Source organism: Candidatus Methylopumilus universalis, from assembly GCF_006364435.1.
Taxonomy (GTDB): domain Bacteria; phylum Pseudomonadota; class Gammaproteobacteria; order Burkholderiales; family Methylophilaceae; genus Methylopumilus; species Methylopumilus universalis.
Map to the genome: position 1 here is coordinate 219,812 of NZ_CP040977.1, position 21,952 is coordinate 241,763.

Consider the following 21,952-nt stretch of genomic DNA (forward strand, 5'->3'; position numbering starts at 1 on the left):
GTATCATAACAATCGCAAAATCAATTTAAGGGTGGAAATAATATGAAATCAGTAATTTTAGGTATTGCAATGATCGGTGCGTTCTTAGTAAATCAAGCTCAAGCCGCAGATGCTAAAGCTGCTGAAGCATTGGCTCAAAAAAGCGGATGTTTAGCTTGTCATGGTGTAGAGAAGAAAGTTCTTGGACCATCTTACAAGGATGTCGCAGCTAAATATAAGAGCGACAAAGGTGCTGAAGCGAAATTAGTAGCTAAAGTAAAAGCTGGTGGTAGTGGTGTTTGGGGTCCGGTTCCAATGCCGCCTCATCCTCAAGTTAAAGATGAAGATATTAAAACGATCGTACAATGGGTTTTATCGCTTTAATCAAGTTTTAAACTTAAATAAAAAACCGGCTTAGGCCGGTTTTTTATTTAAGTGACTATGTTTTATTGAATAAGTAAAGTAAAAAACAATCCCAATAAACACCCAAATCAAAAATCTTCTCCAAGTTTCATGGGGCAAGAAAAACATTAAGGCGCCACATGAAAAGATTCCCAAGAGTGGAATAAGGGGATGCCATTTATTCTTGAAAGTTGCTTTATTATTTTTGTGAAGTTTACGTATAAAAATGACTCCCAGAGAAACAATCACAAAAGCAGCTAATGTTCCAATATTAACAATTTCAGCTAAAGTGCCCAGCGGTATAAAACCAGCAATTAATGAGATGATCAGCCCGCAAAAAACAATAACTTTCACAGGGGTGTTGGTATTTTTATTTACCTCAGATAAAGCATGAGGAAGCAATCCATCTCTACTCATTGCGAAGATAATTCTTGTTAAGGCGTAGTAAAGAACAAGCATTACAGTTGTGAGCCCGGCAATAACACCAGTAGCGACAACTGCAGAGGCCCATTGAAAGCCTATTTTTTGGAGTGCATAAGCCACAGGCGAAGATACATTAAGTTCTTGATATGGAACAACGCCTGTAAGTAATAATGAAACAATAATGTAAATCACAGTACAAAAAGCAAGTGAACCAATAATGCCTTTGGGCAGATCCCTTTGTGGATTGATTGCTTCTTCAGCAGCAGTTGAAACTGCATCAAAACCAACGTACGCAAAAAATACCAATGAAGCGCCAGCGAGAACACCAACGGTTTTTCCATCAGGTAATGTCGAAAACCATCCATAAGGCATAAAGGGATGCCAGTTAGCTGGATTTACATTAAAGATAGCAACTGAAATAAATAATGTGATGGTTAGAAGTTTAATAAAAACCATCGCAGCATTAAATTTAGCACTTTGCTTTGCGCCGACAATAAGTAAGGACATCATGATTAATATAATGACCATTGCAGGAAGATTGACTAAACCTCCCAATGAAGGCGCTTTTGATAATGACTCCGGAAGACCAAGACCCATAGCGGTCAGAGCATTATTAAAATAGCCAGACCAGCCATTTGCAACTGCAGCAATAGACATTCCGTATTCCATTAGCAGAATCCACCCCATAATCCATGCAAAGAATTCACCAAAGGCAACATAACTATAGCCATATGCACTTCCACAGCCACCAATCGAAGATGAAAGTTCTGCATAAGCTAAAGCTGCAAAAGCACAAGCAAAGCCCGATACTATAAAAGATAAAATGACTGCAGGACCAGCTTGGTTAGCGGCCGCAATACCGGTTAAAACAAAAATACCGGTGCCAATGATGCATCCTATACCAAGTAATGTAAGGTCTAGCGCACTCAAACATTTTTTTAAATGCGCTGGATGCTTATGGTTAATATTTTTTTTTCTAAGAATTTTTTTAAATAGATTATTCATGATTCAGCCAGTCTTTATTCGTTAAAAAATATGTATATAATTTTTCTTCTTTACTGCCTGGATCTGGTTTCCAATCATATTTCCATTGAACCATTGGTGGCATTGACATTAAAATTGATTCAGTTCTACCGTTAGATTGCAAACCAAACAAAGTGCCACGATCAAATATTAAATTGAATTCTACATAACGACCGCGTCGATATAACTGGAATTCTCTTTCTTTCTCTGTGTACTGAATATCTTTTCTTCTTTGCAGAATGGGCAGATAAGCGTTTAAAAAAACATCACCCACCGATTTATTCAAACTAAAAGACTTATCAAAACCTAAGCGATTAAAATCATCATAGAAAATACCGCCAATCCCTCTAGGCTCTTTGCGATGCTTTAGATAGAAGTATTCATCACAATTCTTTTTAAATTCCAAATAAAAGTTTCTATCATATGAATCGAGCATAGTTTTAAGTGTCTGATGAAAATGAATTGCATCTTCGTCGAAGCCGTAATAGGGAGTGAGATCCATACCACCGCCAAACCACCATATATCTTCATAGCCTTCTTTTTTTGCAATAAAAAATCTAACATTCATATGCACTGTCGGCGCATATGGATTTTTAGGATGAAAGACTAGCGATAACCCCATAGCCTCCCATTTTCTATCTGCCGCCTCTGGATGACTAGCGCTTGCCGATCTGGGCAACTTGTCACCTAAGACATGTGAGAATCCAACGCCAGCTCTTTCAAATACGTTACCATTTTCTAAGAGACAAGAAGTTCCACCGCCACCTTCTTTTCTTTGCCATGAGTCATTAATAAAATTTTTTCCATCAACAATCTGAATTGTTTCGACAATCTTAGTTTGAAGGTTATTAAAGTACTCAAAAACTACATTTGAATTAATCATATTATTTTCTAATTATTCTTTTACTAAAAAAATCTTGGATCGTTGTAGGTTTTTTTTCACTACCAATATTTCCTTCAATGATCTTTACTTTATCTCCATATAAATTTTTACATGCCCTAAGAGTTTTGATGGATTGTTTATGGCTTAAATTAGCACTTGTTGAGGTGATTGGAAAGTTGATTGAATTTAATAAATTCAAAGTGCTTTTAATTTTAGGAAGTCTTATAGCAATGTTTTGACTGCTACCCCTTAACCATAAAGGGCAATAATTAGACGCAGGGACTAACCAAGTATGAGGCCCAGGCCATTTATCCATCATTTCTTTTTCTTGTTTCTCTGACAGATCTCGCATATATGCACGCAAATGATTTATCTTGGAGCTAATTAAAATAAAACCTTTTGACCGGGCTCTTTTTTTTAAACATATAATTTTTTCTACCGCATATTTATTTTTTGGATCACAACCCAATCCATAACACGACTCAGTAGGGTAGGCTATAACGCCACCTTGTTTTAGATATCGGATTAAGCGTTGATTAGCCAATTTAATTATTATTTAATGCTCTGTAACCTATATCTTTTCGATATTGGACACCATTAAATTTAACAGTATTGATAGCCTCATACGCTTTAAATTGTGCTTCTTTGACAGAGTTACCAAGTGCAGTGACAGCTAAAACTCTTCCGCCGGAAGTAAGAAGCTTATTATCTTTGTATACAGTACCTGCATGAAAAATATAGCTGTCAGGAATAATGCGATCTTCAATATGAATTTCATCGTTTAGCTTTGGAGATTCAGGGTAACCTGCTGATGCTAAAACGACAGCTAGCGCTGTTCTTGTATCCCATTCAATTTCTAATGAATCAAGATGTCCGAGAGCTGCTTTGTATAGCATTTCAAACAAATCACTTTTCAGCCTCATGAGAATGGGCTGTGTTTCAGGGTCACCCATACGGCAATTAAATTCTAATGTTTTTACATCGCCCTTTTTAGTTATCATGAGACCTGCATAAAGAAATCCAGTAAAAGGAATACCATCTTTAGCCATACCATAAATAGTGGGGGAGATAATCTCTTCCATGACTTTAGAATAAATTTCGTTAGTTACTATAGGAGCTGGAGAATAAGCCCCCATACCCCCTGTGTTAGGGCCCATATCATGATCTAAAAGCCTTTTATGGTCTTGACTTGTAGCAAGCGGTAGAATTGTTTTGCCATCACATACCACCATAAAGCTAGCTTCTTCACCCTCAAGAAATTCTTCGATCACAACTTTAGCCCCTGCATCACCAAATTTATTGTCTAAAAGCATAAAGTCGATTGCTTCATGAGCTTCTTCGACTGTCATAGCAACAATGACACCTTTTCCAGAAGCCAAACCATCAGCCTTGATCACAATGGGTGCGCCATGCTCAGCAATATATTGATGTGCTTCATCTGGCATTTTAAATGTTCTATATTTTGCAGTAGGAATGTTGTGCCTATACATGAAGTCTTTGGCAAAATCCTTAGAGCTTTCAAGTTGAGCAGCTTTTTGAGTAGGCCCAAAAATATTCAAATTTTTAAATCTAAATAAATCAACAATACCTTTAGAAAGCGGTAGCTCCGGGCCAACAACAGTCAGATCAATTTTTTCTTTAATTGCAAAATCTGAAAGAAGATTAATATCGGTTAGATCAATATTTTTGAATTTTGGATTGAGATAAGTGCCGCCATTGCCTGGTGCAATAAAAGTAGCACTTACTTTGATACTTTGAGAAAGTTTCCATGCCATTGCATGTTCTCTGCCGCCACTTCCAATGACAAGAACTTTCATAAATTAATGCCTAAAGTGACGATATCCAGTAAATAACATGACGAGACCTAATTCATCGGCAGCAGAGATAACTTCTTCATCTCTAAGGCTTCCGCCAGGCTGAATAACACATTTTGCGCCAGCCGTGGCAAGCACATCAATACCATCCCTAAAAGGAAAGAACGCGTCTGAAGCGACCACTGAATTTATTAAATCGAGATTTGCATTTTGAGCTTTGATCGATGCAATCTTGGTACTGTCTACTCTGCTCATTTGGCCTGCACCGATTCCTAATGTTTGATTATTTTTACAAAATACAATCGCATTTGATTTGACATATTTAGCGACGCGCCATGCAAAAAGCATGTCAGCCATTTGTTCTTGGTTAGGCTTGAGTTTAGAAACTATTTTGCAATGATCCATATCGATATTGAAATTATCTGGCGATTGAACGAGCAAACCGCCACCAATTTTTTTTAATTCAAAAGCATTGAAGTTGTTATCCAAAGTTACCTCTAGCAATCGAATGTTTGGTTTTGATTCAAATATTTTAAGTGACTCGGCCTCGTAAGAGGGAGCGATTACAACTTCCACAAATTGCGAAATAATTTGAGATGCAGTATTTTTGTCTAACGCTGTATTGCAAGCAATAATACCGCCAAATGCAGAAGTTGGATCAGTTGAAAATGCTTTCTTATAAGCATCTAATAAGTCCTTAGAAGAGCCTACTCCGCATGGGTTGGCATGTTTTACGATTACGCAAGAAGGAAGCTTAAAGCTTTTAACGCATTCCCACGCTGTATCTGCGTCATTTAAGTTATTGTATGAAAGCTCCTTGCCTTGTAATTGTTTAAAGCTTGCTAATGATCCTTTGGTTGCTATTTCATCAACGTAAAACGATGCACTTTGATGCGGATTCTCGCCGTAACGTAAATCCATCTTTTTATTAAATGCGAGGTTAAGTTTTTTAGGGTAAGTTACATTTTTATTTGTATCTAGTCCATTAAGATAATTTGAAATAGCTAAATCATATTTGGCAGTATGTTCAAAAGCTTTTTTAGCCAAAATAAATCTACATTCCAGATTAAGGGCGCCATCATTTTTCTTTAATGCATCTTCAATCATTTTATAATCCGAATTATCAGTTACTACAGCTACACCATTATAATTTTTGGCTGAAGATCTAATCATTGCTGGACCGCCGATATCTATATTCTCAATAGCTTCAGATAGCGGACAGTTTTCTTTGGATATTGTCGCTTCGAATGGATATAAGTTCACTACCACCAAATCAATTAAAGGAATATTAGATTTAATCATCGTTTGTAGATGTTTTTCGTCATCTCTTTTTCCGAGAATGCCGCCATGTATCTTTGGATGAAGTGTTTTTACTCTACCGTCTAACATTTCAGGGAAGCCAGTGTAATCACTGACCTCAATGACAGGAATATTATTTTCAGCAAATAATTTTGCTGTACCCCCAGTAGATAAAATTTCAACGTTGTACTTAATTAGTATCTTAGCGAAATCGATAATGCCTTTTTTGTCTGATACGCTTATAAGGGCTCTTTTTATTTTAATCATAACTAGATATCAATTTTATGTTGTTTTAACTTTTTTCTGAGTGTGTTTCTATTAAGACCAAGAATTTCTGCAGCCTTACTTTGGTTGCCTTTTGAAATGCCCATAATATAAGTTAATAGTGGCTTCTCTACGATACCGATGACCATATCGTAAACATTCGTGGGATGTTCGCCATCCAAGTCTTTGAAGTATTGATCTAAAGACTCGTTTACACAATCCGGAATATCTGTTTTCTTTTCCATTAAGCTACCAACATTTCTTCTTCATACTTTATATATGGGGATTCGATTGAAAGAAAATTAAAATAATCTTCGATTGTTTTAATTTGAGCATCGATTGTTTCAATTGTATTCATATGGTGTCTAAAATTTGCAGAATTTTTTAATCCTTTTGTGTACCAAGAGATATGTTTTCTAGCAATTTTTAATCCTGCGTTTTCACCATAAAAATCATAAAGCTCCTTCACATGAGCAATCGTTATATTTTTTATTTCATAAGTGGACGGGTTATCTAAATGCTTTCCTGTTTTAAGATAGTGATCAATTTCTCTAAAAATCCAAGGTTTACCTTGGGCAGCTCTTCCGATCATTACTCCATCTACACCGGTGTAATCTAAAACAAATTTAGCTTTTTCTGGTGAAGTAATATCACCATTCGCAATAACGGGAATTCTGACTGACTGTTTTACTTCGGCGATGGTGTCATATTCTGCATCACCCATGTACAAACAAGCTCTTGTTCTGCCATGAATAGCTAATGCTTTAATACCAATGTCTTCGGCAATTTTTGCAATTTCTATCGCATTACGATTTTTAGTGTCCCAACCAGTTCTTATTTTTAATGTGACAGGAACATCTACAGATTTAACCACGGAAGACAATATTTTTTGTACAAGCGGTTCATCTTTAAGAAGTGCTGATCCTGCCATGACATTACATATTTTTTTCGCAGGACAGCCCATATTGATATCGATAATTTGAGCGCCATGATCTACGTTAAATTGAGCTGCTTCAGCCATCATTTTTGGATCAGCGCCAGCAATTTGAACTGAAATTGGATCTACTTCACCTTCGTGATTGGCGCGACGAAGTGTTTTTTCGCTGCCGTATAGAAGAGAATTTGATGTCACCATTTCACTTACCGCCATGCCAGCGCCAAACTTTTTACAAAGTTGACGGAAAGGACGGTCTGTGACGCCTGCCATGGGCGCGACTACGAGATTATTTTTAATGGAAATGGAACCTATTTGCACTGTGTTTATATTTGCTTAGGGAAAGCTGCCTATTTTATAGGCAAATGGCTTTTTATAAAAGTGAAGTCTTCAAATTACTTAAGCCATGCATAGCCTAAATTAACAATTTTAGTTTGTATCTCTAAAAGGGCTTCATCAACTGAATTTGATGGGCCTTTAACACCCAGCTCAATAGTCTTGATGGGCTTTAATTTGGGCAGGCTAAAAAGTTTAATTTCTGGATATTTTTTTACAATCTCATTCATCAAATCGATCAATTTACTTTCACTTACATCATTAATCCAAATCGAAGCTTCGGCAAAATCATTTTGATTTAATAGCTGCTGATAGTGGGTATTGAGAATCCATTCGACCATCGGCCAAGCCATTTCAGGAAAACCTGGCAGGAAATGATAATCATTAATTTTAAATCCAGGAATTTTATTAACGTCGTTTGGAATCAATAATGCACCCTCTGGAATATCTGCCATTAAAACTCTTTTTGGATAAGCTCCATCACCAAAATGTTCTTCAATAAGTTTTACAGCTTCATTATTTCTCATTAATTGAAGATCAAAAGCGATTGCAGCAGCCTGTCTTGTGAAGTCATCTGGTGTTGCACCAATGCCACCAAAAGAGAAAACAACAGTCTTAGAGTTTGTTGACTCTTTGATAGATTGAATAATACTTTTCGAATCGTCTTGAATATATTTCACCCAAGACAATAAAAGACCATATTTTTTTAATGTTTTTTTTAAGTATTCAAAATGTTTATCTTCTCTTTTGCCAGATAAAATTTCATCACCAATAATTAAAGCGCCAAATTCCATTCTAGTGAGCTGCATCCCAATTTAAACCAACACCGATATCTACAATAAGAGGAATATCAAGATTTGCAACGCCCTCCATTAAGACAGGCAATTCTTTTTGTAATATATTGATTTCATCTTGAGGGACTTCAAAAACAAGCTCATCGTGTACCTGCATAATCATCATTGTTTTTAAGTGTGTGTTCTGAGTAAGCCATTGATCAACTGCAATCATTGCTAACTTAATGAGGTCAGCGGCAGTGCCTTGCATGGGAGCATTTATTGCCGCTCTTTCTGCTGCAGCTCTTCTAATTCCATTTGAACTATTAATTTCTGGGATCCATAATCGTCTTCCAAAAAATGTTTCTACATAACCTTTATCTTTAGCAAATAATTTTGCTTCTTCCATATAACGTTTAACGCCAGGATATCTAGCAAAATAAGTCTCAATATAATTTGAGGCAGCACTGCGCTCAATACCAAGTGATTTTGATAAACCGAACACACTCATGCCGTATATCAATCCAAAGTTAATAACCTTGGCATAACGCCTTTGTTCTTGGGAAACGCTGTCTAGGTCGCAACCAAAAATTTCAGCTGCTGTTGATTTATGAATGTCTTCATTATTCCTGAAAGCTTCAAGCAATCGTTTATCTTGAGACAAATGAGCCATGATTCTTAATTCAATTTGAGAATAGTCTGCAGATAGAATAGATGAACCTTCATTCGCTATAAACGCTTCTCTTATTTTTCTGCCTTCCAGGGTTCGGATTGGAATATTTTGTAAATTAGGATCTGAACTTGCAAGACGTCCGGTGATTGCTACAGCTTGGTTATAGCTTGTATGAATGCGACCAGTGTTGGTGTTAATCATTTTTGGTAATTTATCTGTGTATGTTGATTTGAGCTTAGATAGACTTCGATGTTCAAGTAATAATTTGGGTAGAGGATAATCAAGGGCTAAATCTTGTAACACTTCCTCATCCGTAGAAGGCGCACCTGAAGGTGTTTTTTTTAAAGATTTAATACCCAGCTTATTAAATAAAATATCTTGTAATTGTTTAGGTGATGCGAGATTAAAGGGTTGTCCTGCTAATTGATAGGCCTCCTCTTCAAGCAGTAAAATCTTTTTACCAATTTCGTGACTTTGTATATTTAGTTTTTTGTCGTCCACAAGCACGCCATTTCTTTCAATTTTTAAAAGCACCCCAGCGGCGGGCATTTCGATGTTTTCGTAAATGAATTTTAGTGGCGCATCATTTTCAATTGCAGGATTAAAAAATTGATTTAATTGCAATGTAATGTCGGCATCCTCAGACGAATAATGAGATGCCACATCAATATCGACTTCATTAAATCTAAGTTGATTTACACCTTTGCCTGCAACTTCTTCGTAACTTACACAGGTATGTCCTAGATGCCTCAAGCTTAAATTATCCATGCCATGGCTTTGATGGCTTTCTGTCACATAGCTTTGAAGCATCGTATCGTGCTTAATACCTTTAAGACATATCCCATGGTTTAAAAAAACATGCGCATCATACTTTATGTTTTGCCCAATTTTCTTGATCTTTTCATCTTCTAACATGGGTTTAAGTATATTTAATACAGTATCAACTGATAACTGATCAGGAGCGCCAGGATAATCATGTGCTAAAGGAATGTAGGCTGCTTCACCAGCAGTTACTGCTATCGATATCCCTACAATTTTTGCCTGCATAGAATCAAGTGAGTTAGTTTCTGTGTCGACACAGACATATTTTTTATCTTTGATTTTTTCTAGCCATATATGTAATAGATCTTTGTCGAATATCGTGTCGTATTTTATTTTAGAAATAAAATGACTGGGTGATTTGATAGATATTTTTTCTTCACTACTTTTGCTTGATAAATTTTCCTGATAGCTGCCTTCTTTAATTTCGTTAAGCCAATTTTTAAATTCAAATCTCTGATATAAATTTTCTAAAGTGGACGGATCCTGTGCTTTAGGTTTGAAATTATCCCAATTTTTGTCGATATCTAAATCGCATCGAATCGTAATAAGATCTTTGGCTTTAGGAATCCAATCGAGTGATTTTCTTAAATTTTCACCGACGACACCTGAGAATTGAGCAGCATTCTTTACGATATTGTCGAGTGTTTGATATTCATTAAGCCATTTCAATGCAGTCTTAGGACCGACTTTCTCAACGCCAGGGACGTTATCTGAAGTGTCTCCAATAAGTGTTAAGTAATCGATAATTTGATTAGGCATCAACCCAAATTTGTTTTTGACACCTTCGATATCAAGCTTTTCATTTGTCATCGTATTAATCAAAGTGACATGCTTATTTACAAGTTGAGCCAAATCCTTATCGCCTGTAGAAACGACGACATTAAATTGATGTTGAGTAGCTTCCTTGCATAATGTACCAATGACATCATCAGCTTCAACTCCTTCTTGAATGATAATAGGCCAACCCATCGCTGTAATTGCTTCATGAAGCGGTTGGATTTGAGCTCTTAAATCATCAGGCATCGCTGATCGATTGGCCTTATACTCAGGGTAAAGATCATTTCTGAAAGTTTTTCCTTTTGCATCAAAAACGCAAGCGCTATAATCAGAAGGAAACTCTTTATGGAGTTTTCGGAGCATATTTAAGACGCCATAAATAGCCCCAGTAGGTTCTTGGTGACTGTTTCTAAGGTCAGGTAATCCATGGAATGCTCGATAGAGATAAGATGAGCCATCGACCAATAATAGTGTTTTCATTGTTTAACTTTGAAAGTTTTTATGTCAGCAGATAAAAAGATACCTAAATTTAACGGCCCAGAATTGTTTGATGAAACTCATAACGAGAGCGAATCCTGGTATGCATTTGAAATTATGTCAGAATTTGTTGGTGCCACCGAAAAACTTAAAAAAATAACCCCTGCCGTATCTGTGTTTGGCAGTGCTAGGGTTAGTGAAGACCATCCTTATTACAAGCTCACCGTCGATATAGCAGAGGCGCTATCCAACTCCGGATTTAGTGTTATTTCTGGCGGCGGTCCCGGTCTTATGGAAGCCGTGAATAAAGGAGCTTCCCTAGGCAAGGGCCCTAGTATTGGACTTAATATTAACTTGCCCCACGAACAAAAATCGAACGACTATCAGGATATTTCAATCAATTTTAAATATTTCTTTATGCGTAAAGTGATGTTTATTAAGTACGCTTCAGCTTACGTCGTATTACCAGGTGGATTTGGAACTCTTGATGAATTAATGGAAGTCATCACACTGATTCAAACAGGTAAATCAAGAAAAATCCCTATCATTTTAGTAGGAAAAGAGTTCTGGTCTGGCTTATTAGACTGGTTAAAAGACAAAATCGTAAATGAGGGCATGGCTGAATTAAAAGACTTAGATTTGATCCAAATTCTTGAGGGGCCCAAAGAGATAGTAGATGCGATATTTAACCACTATGAATCGATTGGTTTTACGCTAACGCCAGCGGAGAGAAAAGCTCAGCTTTACTTATAAATTATCAAATAAACCATACCATCTATAGGTTTTTTGCTAGAATCTTGTGTATGAAAATACAAAATTTAATTAAAGCTTTTTTATTGGCGACTGTCTTCATGAGTTTAAATGTAATGGCTGAAAAAAAACTCGAGCTTTTAGAAGAAGTGAAGCCGCCGCCAAAGAATTTTGAAAGCGATATTGTGGATGAACCTCAAATTACCATCACCAAAAAAGGTGCTGATACAGTCGAGGAATACCGCATTAATGGAGAGCTTTATATGATGAAAGTAACACCCCCTGCTGGTGGACCTTCATATTATCTATTGAAGGAAGACCAAGACGGTGGTTGGGCTAAATATGACGGCCCTAGCCAGCCGCTTACTGTGCCTAAATGGGTAATATTTAGATTCTAAATTTTTTTTGAAAGGGCTTTAAGCCCTTTTTTTTATGTCTGTCTATACATCAGTTAATATTGAAGAATTAAAAATCTGGCTTCAAGATTATGCTTTAGATAATCTCACTGATTATCAAGGTATCAAGTCTGGAATCACGAACACTAATTATTTTTTGATGACGGCACATGATCGTTTTGTTTTAACACTCTTCGAAAAAAACACCTTAGAAGATCTCCCGTATTTTGTAGATCTCATGGCTCACTTAGCTAAAAATTCATTTTTGTGCCCCAAGCCGATTTTCAAAAATAACGGCACAGCTTTAAGTATTTTAAAAAATAAACCTGCTTTAATCGTGACATGCTTAAAAGGCAAAGAGCTCAACAAACCTGAAGTTAAGCATTGCAAGGCTGTGGGCGCAAGTCTCGCAGAGCTGCATATGAAATCAGCTAATTTTACAGCTCAACATCAAAATACAAGAGACCTTAACTGGATTAAAAAAACAGCTGAAACTTTATTTAGTGAATTGCCCAAAGATGAGAGTCTCTTATTAAGAGAAGAAATTCTTTACCAAGAAAAGAAAAATTATAAGCTGCCTAAATCCACTATTCATGGAGACCTATTTCGAGACAATGTGCTCTTTTTAAATGATCAAGTATCAGGGTTTATTGACTTTTATTATGCTTGCACAGATTATCTTATCTTAGATGTAGCGATCGCCGTAAATGATTGGTGCGTAAATAATGATGGTTCTTTTGATGAGGCGAGATTGAATGCTTTCTTAGATGCCTATAAAAAGATAAGATCTTTTAATGATGATGAAGATCAAGCTTGGAATGATATATTGAGATTAGCGTCTCTTAGGTTCTGGGTTTCAAGACTTAACGATTTCTATCATATAGAAGAAGGTGAGCTTACCTTCATAAAAGACCCTGACCATTTTAAGAAAATTTTAAAGCAACGCATTAGCGGATAAATTTTAAGGTAAATTAATATGAAAAAAATTACATTCCGTGATTCCATTCGCTGGAATAAAGAGAGCTTCATGCTCTTCAAAAAGACGCCTAATCAATCATTGATGCTTAGCTTAGCTTATCTTTTTATTTTTATGCTCTTACCTTCAATGCCTATGATTCAAATTTTTTCAATTGCGTCTATCTTGATTTGGCCAGTTTTTTTGGTATTCGCGGTTAACTTCTACAAGACTCATGACAAAAATAAGGAAGAAAAATTTATAGCCGTTTTCGAAAAAATTAAACCTAGGCTGCCAACATTGCTAACACTTGGCTTCATTTGCTTAATTTATGCGGGTATGGTGACGATGGTTTTAAATTCTGAAATGCAGGGTTTTATTCAAATATCAGAAAAAAATAATGAGCTTTTGACAGTGATGAATAATTTTGTCCCCATGATAGGAAAATTAATCTTACTCCTACTTCCGCTTCTTATGGCTACTTGGTTCTCACCAATGCTGATCGTTTATAACAACTACTCACTTTTTAAAGCAATCAAATCTAGTATCGCCGGATGCTTAATGTATATTTTTCCTCTAGGTCTTTCATGGTTTATTTTTTCAACAATAGCAATATTATTTATGTTGTCATGTGGGTTATTGATTGGATCTCTCGCTTCATTCTTTCCCGCCATAGGACCCTCACTAATGGGAGCGATTATTTTCTTCGCACTTCTCGTGATTACATCAGTGATGTTTGCGTTTCAATATATTAGTTACCGAGATATTTTTAAGTCTGCTAGAAGTTATTAGTGTTTGAAGAGTTTTGCGTATTCCATTGCAAGCCATTTGGTACCTGCTTTGCTAAATTTAATTTGGATTCTTAAATCATCCGCATTTCCTTCATAACCTAAAACAGTTCCCTGGCCAAATTTTTCATGCATTACAGATTCACCAATTCGCCAGGAATGCTTCTGCTGAGAAGGTTGTGAATAATTCTCTTCAATCTGATCTACATTATTCTTAAAATTAATGGTGTTAATGTTTTTGACGAGATTCTCAGGGATTTCTTCTAAGAATCTTGATGGCATTCCATATCTTGTTTGACCATGGAGCATTCTTGATAATGCATAGCTTAAGTATAGTTTTGATCGGGCTCTCGTCACAGCAACATACATAAGCCTTCTTTCTTCCTCAAGCCCTTTGGATTCGAAGAGACTTTGTTCGTGCGGACATAAACCTTCTTCAAGGCCTGAAATAAATACTACATCAAATTCTAATCCTTTAGATGAGTGAATCGTCATAAGTTGAATAGCATCTGAACCTTCGCTTGCTTGCATATCACCACTTTCTAAAGAGGAATAATTCAAAAAATCTCCAAGTGGATTTGTAGACTCATTGTTATCATTGTTAAGAAAGGTTGCGGCCGCAGAAACTAATTCATTTAAGTTAGAGACCCTATCTAAACCATCTTTTTCATTGGTATAGTGATCCTTTAGTCCTGATTCGTTAATAATAAGATCAATCATTTGTGGAAGCGTTAATCCTTCGAAGCCGCTTTCAATATGTTTGATGAGATGGACAAAATAAGGCAAACCTTTTTTAATTGTGAGTGTTTGATCTGATGACTTCACTGCAGCATCCCAAAGGCTACAACCATCTCGCCTAGATGTATCTTGAAGACTTTCTAATGACCGACTTCCAATACCGCGTGTTGGAAAATTTACAATTCTTAAAAATGCACTGTCATCATTTTTATTTGCAATGAGTCTCAAATAAGCAATAGCATGTTTAATTTCGGCACGCTCAAAGAAACGTAATCCACCATAAACACGATAAGGTAGGTTAGATGAAAAAATATTATGTTCGAGAATGCGCGACTGTGCATTGCTTCTATAAAGAATTGCAATATGATTGAGCGAGACACCTTCCCTATGAAGCATTTTGATTTCATCTACAATAAACTTGGCCTCATCAATGTCGGTATGACCTGTATAAATTCGAATAGGATCGCCCTCTCCAGCCGAAGTCCATAAGTTCTTGCCTAATCTATTTTTGTTATGATCAATGATGGCATTTGCGGTATTAAGAATGTTACTTTTAGATCTGTAGTTTTGTTCTAGCTTAATAATTTGTTTAACATGGAAATCTCTTTCAAGATCTTTCATGTTGCCAACTCTAGCTCCTCTAAAGCTATAGATAGATTGATCATCATCCCCCACAGCAAACACAAAACTGCTGCTACCCGCAAGAAGTTTTAACCATTTATATTGAAGTTCGCTCGTGTCTTGAAACTCATCAATGAGAATATGCTTAAATCGATCTTGATAATGCTGGCGAATAGCTATTTTTTTTTCAAAAAGTTCATAGCATCTTAGAAGCAATTCACCAAAATCAACTAGACCTTCTTTTTGGCATTGTTTCTCATACTCAAGATAGATTTCATTTAATTTTTTTGAGTGTGTGTCATAAGTATCGACATGCGCAGCCCTTAAGCCCTCATCTTTGCATCCATTGATATAATGCTGTACTTGTTTTGGTGCATATGTTTCATCGTCCACATTCATGACTTTCATAGTTCTTTTGATGAGAGATAACTGATCTTGGCTATCTAGTATTTGGAACGTCTCAGGTAAATCAGCATCTCTTGCATGCGTTTTAAGAAATCTATTACATAAACCATGGAATGTACCTACCCACATACCTCTTGTATTAATGGGAAGCTGCATAGTAATTCTTTGCAGCATTTCTTTTGCGGCTTTATTGGTAAATGTTACAGCGATAAGGCCAAAAGGACTCACCACATTTGTTTGAATAAGCCATGCAATTCTGGAGGTGAGTACTTTAGTTTTGCCACTCCCTGCGCCAGCGAGAATGAGTGCAGATTCATTTTGAAGTGTTACAGCTTCAATTTGTTTTTCATTTAAATCTTTAAATTGATTTTGGTTTGGCAGGGATAGGGTCATGAGGTGTAATGCTATCCTAATTTATTACTAGATAAAAAAAAGATTAAAAAAAAGACCTCCTAAGAGGTCTATTTTTATTAATGCTTTTGAGTTACATCATACCGCCCATGCCACCCATACCGCCCATACCGCCCATATCACCACCGCCCATTGCTGGAGAGTCATCTTTAGGAAGATCAGCAATCATACAGTCAGTCGTTAACATAAGGCCTGCGACAGATGCTGCATGTTGCAATGCAGAGCGAGTTACTTTAGTTGGGTCTAACACACCCATCTCAACCATATCACCATAAGTCTCGTTAGCTGCATTAAATCCGTAGTTGCCTTTGCCAGCTACTACATTATTAACCACTACAGATGGCTCTACACCAGCATTCGCAACGATTTGTCTTAAGGGCTCTTCAACAGCACGAAGCACAATACGAACACCAGCTTCTTGATCTGCATTTTCACCTTTAACTTTTGCAATCGCATCACGCGCTCTAATTAAAGCAACACCACCGCCAGCAACAATACCTTCTTCAACTGCAGCTCTTGTTGCATGGAGTGCATCTTCAACGCGCGCTTTTTTTTCTTTCATTTCAATTTCAGTTGTTGCACCTACTTTAATTACAGCAACGCCACCTGCAAGCTTTGCAACACGTTCTTGAAGTTTTTCTTTGTCGTAGTCACTAGTAGCTTCTTCGATTTGTGTTTTGATTTGAGCGATACGTGACTTAATATTTTTTTCGTCAGCAGCACCATCAATAATGATAGTGTTTTCTTTGCCCACTTCAATTCTTTTCGCTTGCCCTAAATCTTCAATCTTAATTGTTTCTAATTTCAAACCTACTTCGTCTGAAATCACTGTAGCACCTGTAAGAATTGCAATATCCTCAAGCATTGCTTTTCTTCTATCACCAAAACCAGGTGCTTTAACTGCGACAGTCTTTAAGATGCCACGAATATTATTTACAACTAAAGTAGCCAGCGCTTCACCTTCAATATCTTCAGCAATAATAAGAAGAGGGCGGCTTGATTTTGCTACTTGTTCCAATGCCGGAAGAAGATCTCTAATATTAGATATTTTTTTATCATGTAAAAGAATAAAAGGATTATCTAACAATGCAATTTGTCGATCTGAATTATTTATGAAGTAAGGTGAAAGATATCCGCGATCAAATTGCATACCTTCTACGACGTCTAACTCATTTGTTAAGCCTGAACCATCTTCAACAGTGATTACACCTTCTTTACCTACTTTATCCATCGCATCTGCAATGATTTGTCCGATAGAGTGATCAGAGTTAGCAGATATTGAACCTACTTGAGCAATTTCTTTACTTGTTGTACATGGCTTACTTAATTTTTTAAGTTCAGCAACACCAGCTTCAACAGCTTTATCGATGCCTCTTTTAAGATCCATTGGATTCATACCTGCGGCTACTGATTTCATACCTTCACGAATGATCGCTTGAGCTAATACAGTTGCCGTCGTCGTTCCATCGCCTGCGATATCAGAAGTTTTAGATGCAACTTCTTTAACCATTTGCGCGCCCATGTTTTCAAATTTATCTTTAAGTTCGATTTCCTTTGCAACTGATACACCATCTTTAGTGATTGTAGGTGCGCCGAATGAACGCTCCAGAACAACATTTCTACCTTTAGGGCCGAGTGTAACTTTAACTGCATTTGCTAAAATATTTACACCAGTAATCATCTTTTGGCGAACGTCGTCACCAAATCTTACGTCTTTTGCTGCCATTTTTTATTTCTCCAAAATATTTACGAATTAATGTTTAAGGCTTTATTCAACAATGCCCATGATGTCTTCTTCACGCATCACAAGTAATTCTTCACCATCGACTTTAACTGCCTGGCCAGCGTATTTTCCAAATAAAACTTTATCGCCTACTTTGACGTCTAGTTTTTTAACACTGCCATCTTCTAGGATTTTTCCATTGCCTACTGCTTGGACTGTTCCTTGGTCTGGTTTTTCTGTTGCGCCGTCAGGAATAACAATGCCTGATGCTGTTGTACGTTCTTCTTCAAGACGCTTTACAATTACGCGATCATGTAAAGGGCGAATTTTCATTTCATATTCTCCTAATAGTGTATTCTTTGAAAATTAATCAAAATCGAAAACATGAGCGATTAGCACTCAATGTCATAGAGTGCTAATAATAGGGACGAAAGTCTAAAATTTCAAGTGCTATTTCGTTAAATATCTGAATTTAAACATTATTTTTATATGAGTTATTACATAGAAAAGCAAGACTATCGAAACCTAGGGCAATCTAATTTGCTTATTTCACCCATTACTTTGGGGACGATGACCTTTGGTGAGCAAAATACAGAGGCTGAGGCATTTTTGCAGCTTGATTGGGCGATATCACACGGTATTAATTTTATTGATACGGCCGAGATGTATCCCGTTCCGCCAAAAGAAAATACTTTTACAGCGACCGAAATCATCATAGGTAATTGGCTAAAAAAACAAAAAAGAGATGACATTGTTTTGGCGACTAAAGCTGCGGGGCCCAGAAGATCACTCCATTGGATTCGCAATGGTCCTAAGGCGTTTGATGAGCAAAATTTTCGTGCGGCACTTGAAGGTTCTTTAAAAAGACTTCAAACAGATTATATTGATTTGTATCAGCTCCACTGGCCCGAAAGAAATGTGCCTATGTTTGGCCAATACAAATTTGATCCAAGCGGTGAAATGGAAGGTTCAAAATTAAAAGAATGGGTCTCTATAAATGAACAGTTAGAGGCATTAGCTAAGTTAGTGCAAGAAGGTAAGATTAAATATATCGGCATCTCAAATGAGCAGTCCTGGGGCGTGATGGAATTTATTCGTATTGCAAGAGAAAAGAATTTGCCTCTTATAGCTTCAGTTCAGAATTGTTATAACCTCATTAATAGGGGGTTAGAGTTTGGGATGACAGAAATCTTCTATCGAGAAAAGATCGGTTTTTTAGCTTACTCCCCTTTAGCTTTTGGACATCTCACCGGTAAATATTTAAAGAATATCGATGAAAAAGGTCGCGTCACATTGTTTAAAGGCTTTGCACAAAGATATGACAAGCCTAATGTCTTCCCTGCTGTGAGGGCTTATGAAGCATTAGCATTAAAACATGACATGACATTGACTGAGATGGCTTTAGCATTTGTTTATCATCAATGGTTTGTAACATCCACCATCATAGGCGCAACATCGGTTGATCAATTAAAAGAAAATATTGAGGCGTTCAAAAGAAGATTACCTCAAGAATTATTAGATGATATTGAAAGAATTCATCTTACTCATATGAATCCGGCACCTTAATGTATGAAGAATCAGCAGTTTATTGATAGAAGTTTAAAAAATTTGTGGCATCCATGCACGCAAATGAAAATTCAACAAGCCCAATCCCTTATCCCGATTAAGCGAGGTGAGGGAGTTTGGTTGTACGATTACAATGAAAAAAAATATTTAGACGCAATAAGTTCGTGGTGGGTTAATTTATTTGGCCACAATCAAAGCGAAATTAAAAAATACATCACAGACCAGCTTGATCTAATAGAGCATGTGATGCTTGCAGGTTTAACACATGAGCCTGCTATCCTTCTCTCCGAAAAGTTAAGTAGTATCACAAACTTAGGCCACGCTTTTTATGGCAGCGATGGATCTAATGCTATTGAAATCGCTATTAAAATGAGCGTGCATTATTGGAGGAATAAAGGATGTCCTAAAAAAAATAAAATAATTTATTTGGAAAATAGTTACCATGGAGAAACGCTCGGTGCTTTATCTGTGACAGACATAAAACTTTTTCGAAAAAATTATGCTTCATTGATTAAAAAAAATAATCCTATCAAGACGCCAGACTGGCGATATGCTGACAAAGGTGAAACATCCGAATCCTATGCATTAAGATGTATTGAAGATTTAGAAATATATCTTCAAGACAATCATCAACACATAGCAGCTTTTATTATAGAGCCGCTTGTGCAATGCGCAACAGGCATGGGGATGTATCACGCAACTTATTTAGCAAAAGCCAGAGAGCTTTGTACAAAGTATCAAATCCATCTTATTGACGATGAAATTGCAGTTGGTTTCGGAAGAACAGGAAAAATGTTTGCATTTGAGCATGCACAAATAAAACCTGATTTTATTTGTCTCTCAAAAGGATTAACAGGGGGCTATCTTCCTCTGTCATCTGTATTAACGACTGATGACATTTATATGGCATTTTATGAAGATAAGATAGAAAAAGGATTTCTTCATTCGCATAGCTATACAGGTAATCCGCTCGCTTGCAGTGCAGCATTAGGCACATTAAGTTACTTTGAAAATCATGATGTGATTAATCAAAATAATAAAACCTCAGCTTATATATCGGAACGCATAAAGACACTCGAAACATTACCTATTTCTAATTTAAGAAATGTAGGCATGATATGGGCATTTGAGCTTGAAGAAGCCTCAAAAAACACAATAAAAAAAATAACTATGAAAGCCATTAAGAATGGGCTATTCATAAGACCAATAGGGAATACCATTTACTTTATGCCGCCTTATGTTATTAACCATGTCGACATAGATTTTATGATTGATACAACTTTAGAAGCAATCCAGTCATACGTATAAATATGCGAATACTAATTTTGATTTATGCGTTATGGACGCATGCTGCATTTGCGGATACTAATGCCATTAATAAAATACTCAATCGCGCTGAGCTTTCAAAAGAAAACTACTCGCTTTATATTAAAAATATATCGAAGCAAAATGTAGTGTTTAGTTATAACGAACAAAAAGCATTTAATCCAGCTTCAGTGATGAAGCTCGTGACGACATACGCTGGACTCCAACTTTTAGGCCCACAGTTCCAATGGAAGACAGAGGTACTTTATAAGGGCGCCATAAAAAATAAGCACCTTTATGGCAACCTTATTATTAAAGCTTATGGCGATCCCACACTCACTTATGCAGATCTTTCAGAAATTATCGAGAAAGTTCAACAGCAGGGTATTTTGCACATTCATGGCAATGTTATTTTTGATGAAAGTTTCTTCGGGAAATTGGAAGATCAAGATGCTATTGATGATAAAAAATATCGAGCCTATAACGTCAATCCAAAATCTTTTGTAGTGAACGAGAACACAGTCAACTTTAAATTTTCAATCATTAATAAAAAAATTAAAATACAAACCTTTCCTGAAATTAAAACGCTAAAAGTTATTAATCATTTAAAACTTACTGATCAGGGGTGTAATGATTGGAAAGATAGTCTTGGGTATGAAATAGAGACGAAATTAAATGTGACGGAGATTAAATTTAGCGGTCGCTTTGATAAGGCTTGTGAAAGTAAAAATATTGATTTGTCTGTGATGGGTATTGATCGCTTACCTCAGGCCTTATTTGAAAAGCTTTGGAATCTCCACGGTGGAAGCGTAGAGGGTGAATTTAAAAACACCTATCAACATATTGCCGATACGCTTAAGATTTACGAGCACCAATCGAGACCGTTAAGTCTCGTTGTGAGAGATGTTAACAAATATAGCCAAAATTTAATTGCTAGGAATTTATTGCTTACTATTCTTGCAGAAAATAATGGCAATCCCATTACTGAAAATGAGGCAGGAAGATTTATTAAAGAATCTTTAATTAAAGGAAAAGTTAATCTTGATTCTCTTGAGATGGATAACGGCGCTGGACTATCAAGGAATGCAAAAGTGAATTCTGAGAATCTAGGCTTTTTATTAGAAAAAGCCTACACCGATACCTATATGCCTGAATTTATAGCATCGCTTCCAAATATAGGGATAGACGGTACTTTGAAGAGTAGAGGAAAAAAATTATCTGTTGCAAAGCATGCCTATTTAAAAACAGGCAGTATTCAAAATGTCAGCGCTATTGCAGGATATATTTTTGATAAAAATAATGACGTGAAAGTTTTTGTATTTATAGCAAATGATCCTAAGGCAAACGAATCATCTAAAATACAAGACGAGCTGATTGAATGGACTTATCTTAATTAAACTTAAGGAATGTTAATAT

The 21,952-nt window shown here is 36.3% G+C and carries 20 protein-coding genes; 8 read left to right on the top strand and 12 right to left on the bottom strand.

The genetic code is table 11. The features are described from left to right. The first annotated feature begins 42 nt into the window (after nt 1–42). On the top strand, nt 43–363 hold the full coding sequence (locus FIT70_RS01305; protein ID WP_139866928.1) for a c-type cytochrome: 321 nt from the start codon (nt 43–45) through the stop codon (nt 361–363). A 30-nt stretch (nt 364–393) separates the two neighbouring features. Here FIT70_RS01305 and FIT70_RS01310 read toward each other — a convergent pair whose 3' ends face one another. From FIT70_RS01310 to polA, 9 genes are all read right to left on the bottom strand, one after another. Continuing rightward, on the bottom strand, nt 394–1,809 hold the full coding sequence (locus tag FIT70_RS01310; protein WP_139866930.1) for an amino acid permease: 1,416 nt from the start codon (nt 1,807–1,809) through the stop codon (nt 394–396). Further along, nucleotides 1,802–2,710: an oxygen-dependent coproporphyrinogen oxidase gene (hemF, locus tag FIT70_RS01315; protein WP_139866932.1), complete on the bottom strand. Its 909-nt coding sequence runs from the start codon at nt 2,708–2,710 to the stop codon at nt 1,802–1,804. Before hemF ends, FIT70_RS01310 begins: the two co-directional genes overlap by 8 nt. A 1-nt stretch (nt 2,711) precedes the next feature. Further along, on the bottom strand, nt 2,712–3,254 hold the full coding sequence (gene tsaC, locus FIT70_RS01320; protein WP_189340859.1) for an L-threonylcarbamoyladenylate synthase type 1 TsaC: 543 nt from the start codon (nt 3,252–3,254) through the stop codon (nt 2,712–2,714). Nucleotide 3,255: 1 nt separating this feature from the next. Further along, nucleotides 3,256–4,527, bottom strand: coding sequence for a phosphoribosylamine--glycine ligase (purD, locus tag FIT70_RS01325; protein ID WP_139930365.1), 1,272 nt, complete (start codon nt 4,525–4,527; stop codon nt 3,256–3,258). Nucleotides 4,528–4,530: 3 nt separating this feature from the next. Then, nucleotides 4,531–6,090, bottom strand: a complete 1,560-nt coding sequence (gene purH / locus FIT70_RS01330; RefSeq protein WP_139884195.1) for a bifunctional phosphoribosylaminoimidazolecarboxamide formyltransferase/IMP cyclohydrolase — start codon at nt 6,088–6,090, stop codon at nt 4,531–4,533. Nucleotides 6,091–6,092: 2 nt separating this feature from the next. Continuing rightward, nucleotides 6,093–6,332 carry a helix-turn-helix domain-containing protein gene (locus FIT70_RS01335; RefSeq protein ID WP_139866940.1) on the bottom strand — a complete coding sequence of 80 codons (240 nt, stop codon included), beginning with the start codon at nt 6,330–6,332 and terminating at the stop codon, nt 6,093–6,095. Beyond that, entirely contained in the window at nt 6,332–7,342 is a 1,011-nt protein-coding gene (gene dusB / locus FIT70_RS01340) for a tRNA dihydrouridine synthase DusB (protein ID WP_139866942.1), read from the bottom strand. The genes FIT70_RS01335 and dusB overlap by 1 nt, the downstream gene beginning before the upstream one ends. 74 nt (nt 7,343–7,416) lie before the next feature. Continuing rightward, nucleotides 7,417–8,151, bottom strand: coding sequence for a competence/damage-inducible protein A (locus FIT70_RS01345; protein ID WP_139931364.1), 735 nt, complete (start codon nt 8,149–8,151; stop codon nt 7,417–7,419). A gap of 1 nt (nt 8,152) precedes the next feature. Then, entirely contained in the window at nt 8,153–10,882 is a 2,730-nt protein-coding gene (polA, locus tag FIT70_RS01350) for a DNA polymerase I (RefSeq protein ID WP_139866944.1), read from the bottom strand. Between the two features lie 21 nt (nt 10,883–10,903). On the opposite strand from polA, the gene FIT70_RS01355 reads away from it, so the two are divergent. The 4 genes from FIT70_RS01355 to FIT70_RS01370 are packed head-to-tail and all read left to right on the top strand — an operon-like array spanning nt 10,904 to nt 13,771. Further along, on the top strand, nt 10,904–11,632 hold the full coding sequence (locus tag FIT70_RS01355) for an LOG family protein (RefSeq protein WP_139866946.1): 729 nt from the start codon (nt 10,904–10,906) through the stop codon (nt 11,630–11,632). A 50-nt stretch (nt 11,633–11,682) separates the two neighbouring features. Then, nucleotides 11,683–12,027 carry a DUF2782 domain-containing protein gene (locus FIT70_RS01360; protein WP_223254735.1) on the top strand — a complete coding sequence of 115 codons (345 nt, stop codon included), beginning with the start codon at nt 11,683–11,685 and terminating at the stop codon, nt 12,025–12,027. A gap of 34 nt (nt 12,028–12,061) precedes the next feature. Further along, complete coding sequence (locus FIT70_RS01365) at nt 12,062–12,982, top strand: homoserine kinase (protein ID WP_139930367.1); 921 nt, start codon at nt 12,062–12,064, stop codon at nt 12,980–12,982. Nucleotides 12,983–13,000: 18 nt separating this feature from the next. Then, entirely contained in the window at nt 13,001–13,771 is a 771-nt protein-coding gene (locus tag FIT70_RS01370) for a BPSS1780 family membrane protein (protein ID WP_139866949.1), read from the top strand. Here the strand turns inward: FIT70_RS01370 and FIT70_RS01375 are convergent. The 3 genes from FIT70_RS01375 to FIT70_RS01385 all read right to left on the bottom strand — a co-directional run bounded on the left by FIT70_RS01375 (nt 13,768) and on the right by FIT70_RS01385 (nt 17,998). After that, entirely contained in the window at nt 13,768–15,924 is a 2,157-nt protein-coding gene (locus FIT70_RS01375; protein WP_139876882.1) for a UvrD-helicase domain-containing protein, read from the bottom strand. The two genes, FIT70_RS01370 and FIT70_RS01375, sit on opposite strands and share 4 nt — an antisense overlap. A 91-nt stretch (nt 15,925–16,015) precedes the next feature. After that, nucleotides 16,016–17,668 (bottom strand): chaperonin GroEL, encoded by a 1,653-nt coding sequence (gene groL, locus FIT70_RS01380; RefSeq protein WP_139866953.1) that lies wholly within the window; start codon nt 17,666–17,668, stop codon nt 16,016–16,018. Between the two features lie 42 nt (nt 17,669–17,710). Then, nucleotides 17,711–17,998 carry a co-chaperone GroES gene (locus FIT70_RS01385; protein WP_046487076.1) on the bottom strand — a complete coding sequence of 96 codons (288 nt, stop codon included), beginning with the start codon at nt 17,996–17,998 and terminating at the stop codon, nt 17,711–17,713. Nucleotides 17,999–18,154: 156 nt separating this feature from the next. Here FIT70_RS01385 and FIT70_RS01390 point away from each other — a divergent pair, with 156 nt between their 5' ends. The 3 genes from FIT70_RS01390 to dacB are packed head-to-tail and all read left to right on the top strand — an operon-like array spanning nt 18,155 to nt 21,933. Beyond that, complete coding sequence (locus tag FIT70_RS01390; protein ID WP_139866955.1) at nt 18,155–19,231, top strand: aldo/keto reductase; 1,077 nt, start codon at nt 18,155–18,157, stop codon at nt 19,229–19,231. 3 nt (nt 19,232–19,234) lie between these two features. Next, nucleotides 19,235–20,539, top strand: coding sequence for an adenosylmethionine--8-amino-7-oxononanoate transaminase (gene bioA, locus FIT70_RS01395; RefSeq protein ID WP_139866957.1), 1,305 nt, complete (start codon nt 19,235–19,237; stop codon nt 20,537–20,539). Between the two features lie 2 nt (nt 20,540–20,541). Next, on the top strand, nt 20,542–21,933 hold the full coding sequence (gene dacB / locus FIT70_RS01400) for a D-alanyl-D-alanine carboxypeptidase/D-alanyl-D-alanine endopeptidase (RefSeq protein WP_139930369.1): 1,392 nt from the start codon (nt 20,542–20,544) through the stop codon (nt 21,931–21,933). The last annotated feature ends 19 nt before the right edge of the window (nt 21,934–21,952 follow it).

Excerpts from the sequence above, each read along its gene's own strand:
- dacB (WP_139930369.1), top strand. The coding sequence starts at position 20,542 with ATGCGAATACTAATTTTGATTTATGCGTTATGGACGCATGCTGCATTT.
- groL (WP_139866953.1), bottom strand. The coding sequence starts at position 17,668 with ATGGCAGCAAAAGACGTAAGATTTGGTGACGACGTTCGCCAAAAGATG.
- FIT70_RS01390 (WP_139866955.1), top strand. The coding sequence starts at position 18,155 with ATGAGTTATTACATAGAAAAGCAAGACTATCGAAACCTAGGGCAATCT.
- FIT70_RS01370 (WP_139866949.1), top strand. The coding sequence starts at position 13,001 with ATGAAAAAAATTACATTCCGTGATTCCATTCGCTGGAATAAAGAGAGC.
- FIT70_RS01365 (WP_139930367.1), top strand. The coding sequence starts at position 12,062 with ATGTCTGTCTATACATCAGTTAATATTGAAGAATTAAAAATCTGGCTT.
- bioA (WP_139866957.1), top strand. The coding sequence starts at position 19,235 with ATGAAGAATCAGCAGTTTATTGATAGAAGTTTAAAAAATTTGTGGCAT.
- FIT70_RS01360 (WP_223254735.1), top strand. The coding sequence starts at position 11,683 with ATGAAAATACAAAATTTAATTAAAGCTTTTTTATTGGCGACTGTCTTC.
- FIT70_RS01375 (WP_139876882.1), bottom strand. The coding sequence starts at position 15,924 with ATGACCCTATCCCTGCCAAACCAAAATCAATTTAAAGATTTAAATGAA.
- FIT70_RS01305 (WP_139866928.1), top strand. The coding sequence starts at position 43 with ATGAAATCAGTAATTTTAGGTATTGCAATGATCGGTGCGTTCTTAGTA.
- polA (WP_139866944.1), bottom strand. The coding sequence starts at position 10,882 with ATGAAAACACTATTATTGGTCGATGGCTCATCTTATCTCTATCGAGCA.
- FIT70_RS01345 (WP_139931364.1), bottom strand. The coding sequence starts at position 8,151 with ATGGAATTTGGCGCTTTAATTATTGGTGATGAAATTTTATCTGGCAAA.
- FIT70_RS01335 (WP_139866940.1), bottom strand. The coding sequence starts at position 6,332 with ATGGAAAAGAAAACAGATATTCCGGATTGTGTAAACGAGTCTTTAGAT.
- FIT70_RS01355 (WP_139866946.1), top strand. The coding sequence starts at position 10,904 with ATGTCAGCAGATAAAAAGATACCTAAATTTAACGGCCCAGAATTGTTT.
- purH (WP_139884195.1), bottom strand. The coding sequence starts at position 6,090 with ATGATTAAAATAAAAAGAGCCCTTATAAGCGTATCAGACAAAAAAGGC.
- purD (WP_139930365.1), bottom strand. The coding sequence starts at position 4,527 with ATGAAAGTTCTTGTCATTGGAAGTGGCGGCAGAGAACATGCAATGGCA.
- FIT70_RS01310 (WP_139866930.1), bottom strand. The coding sequence starts at position 1,809 with ATGAATAATCTATTTAAAAAAATTCTTAGAAAAAAAAATATTAACCAT.
- FIT70_RS01385 (WP_046487076.1), bottom strand. The coding sequence starts at position 17,998 with ATGAAAATTCGCCCTTTACATGATCGCGTAATTGTAAAGCGTCTTGAA.
- hemF (WP_139866932.1), bottom strand. The coding sequence starts at position 2,710 with ATGATTAATTCAAATGTAGTTTTTGAGTACTTTAATAACCTTCAAACT.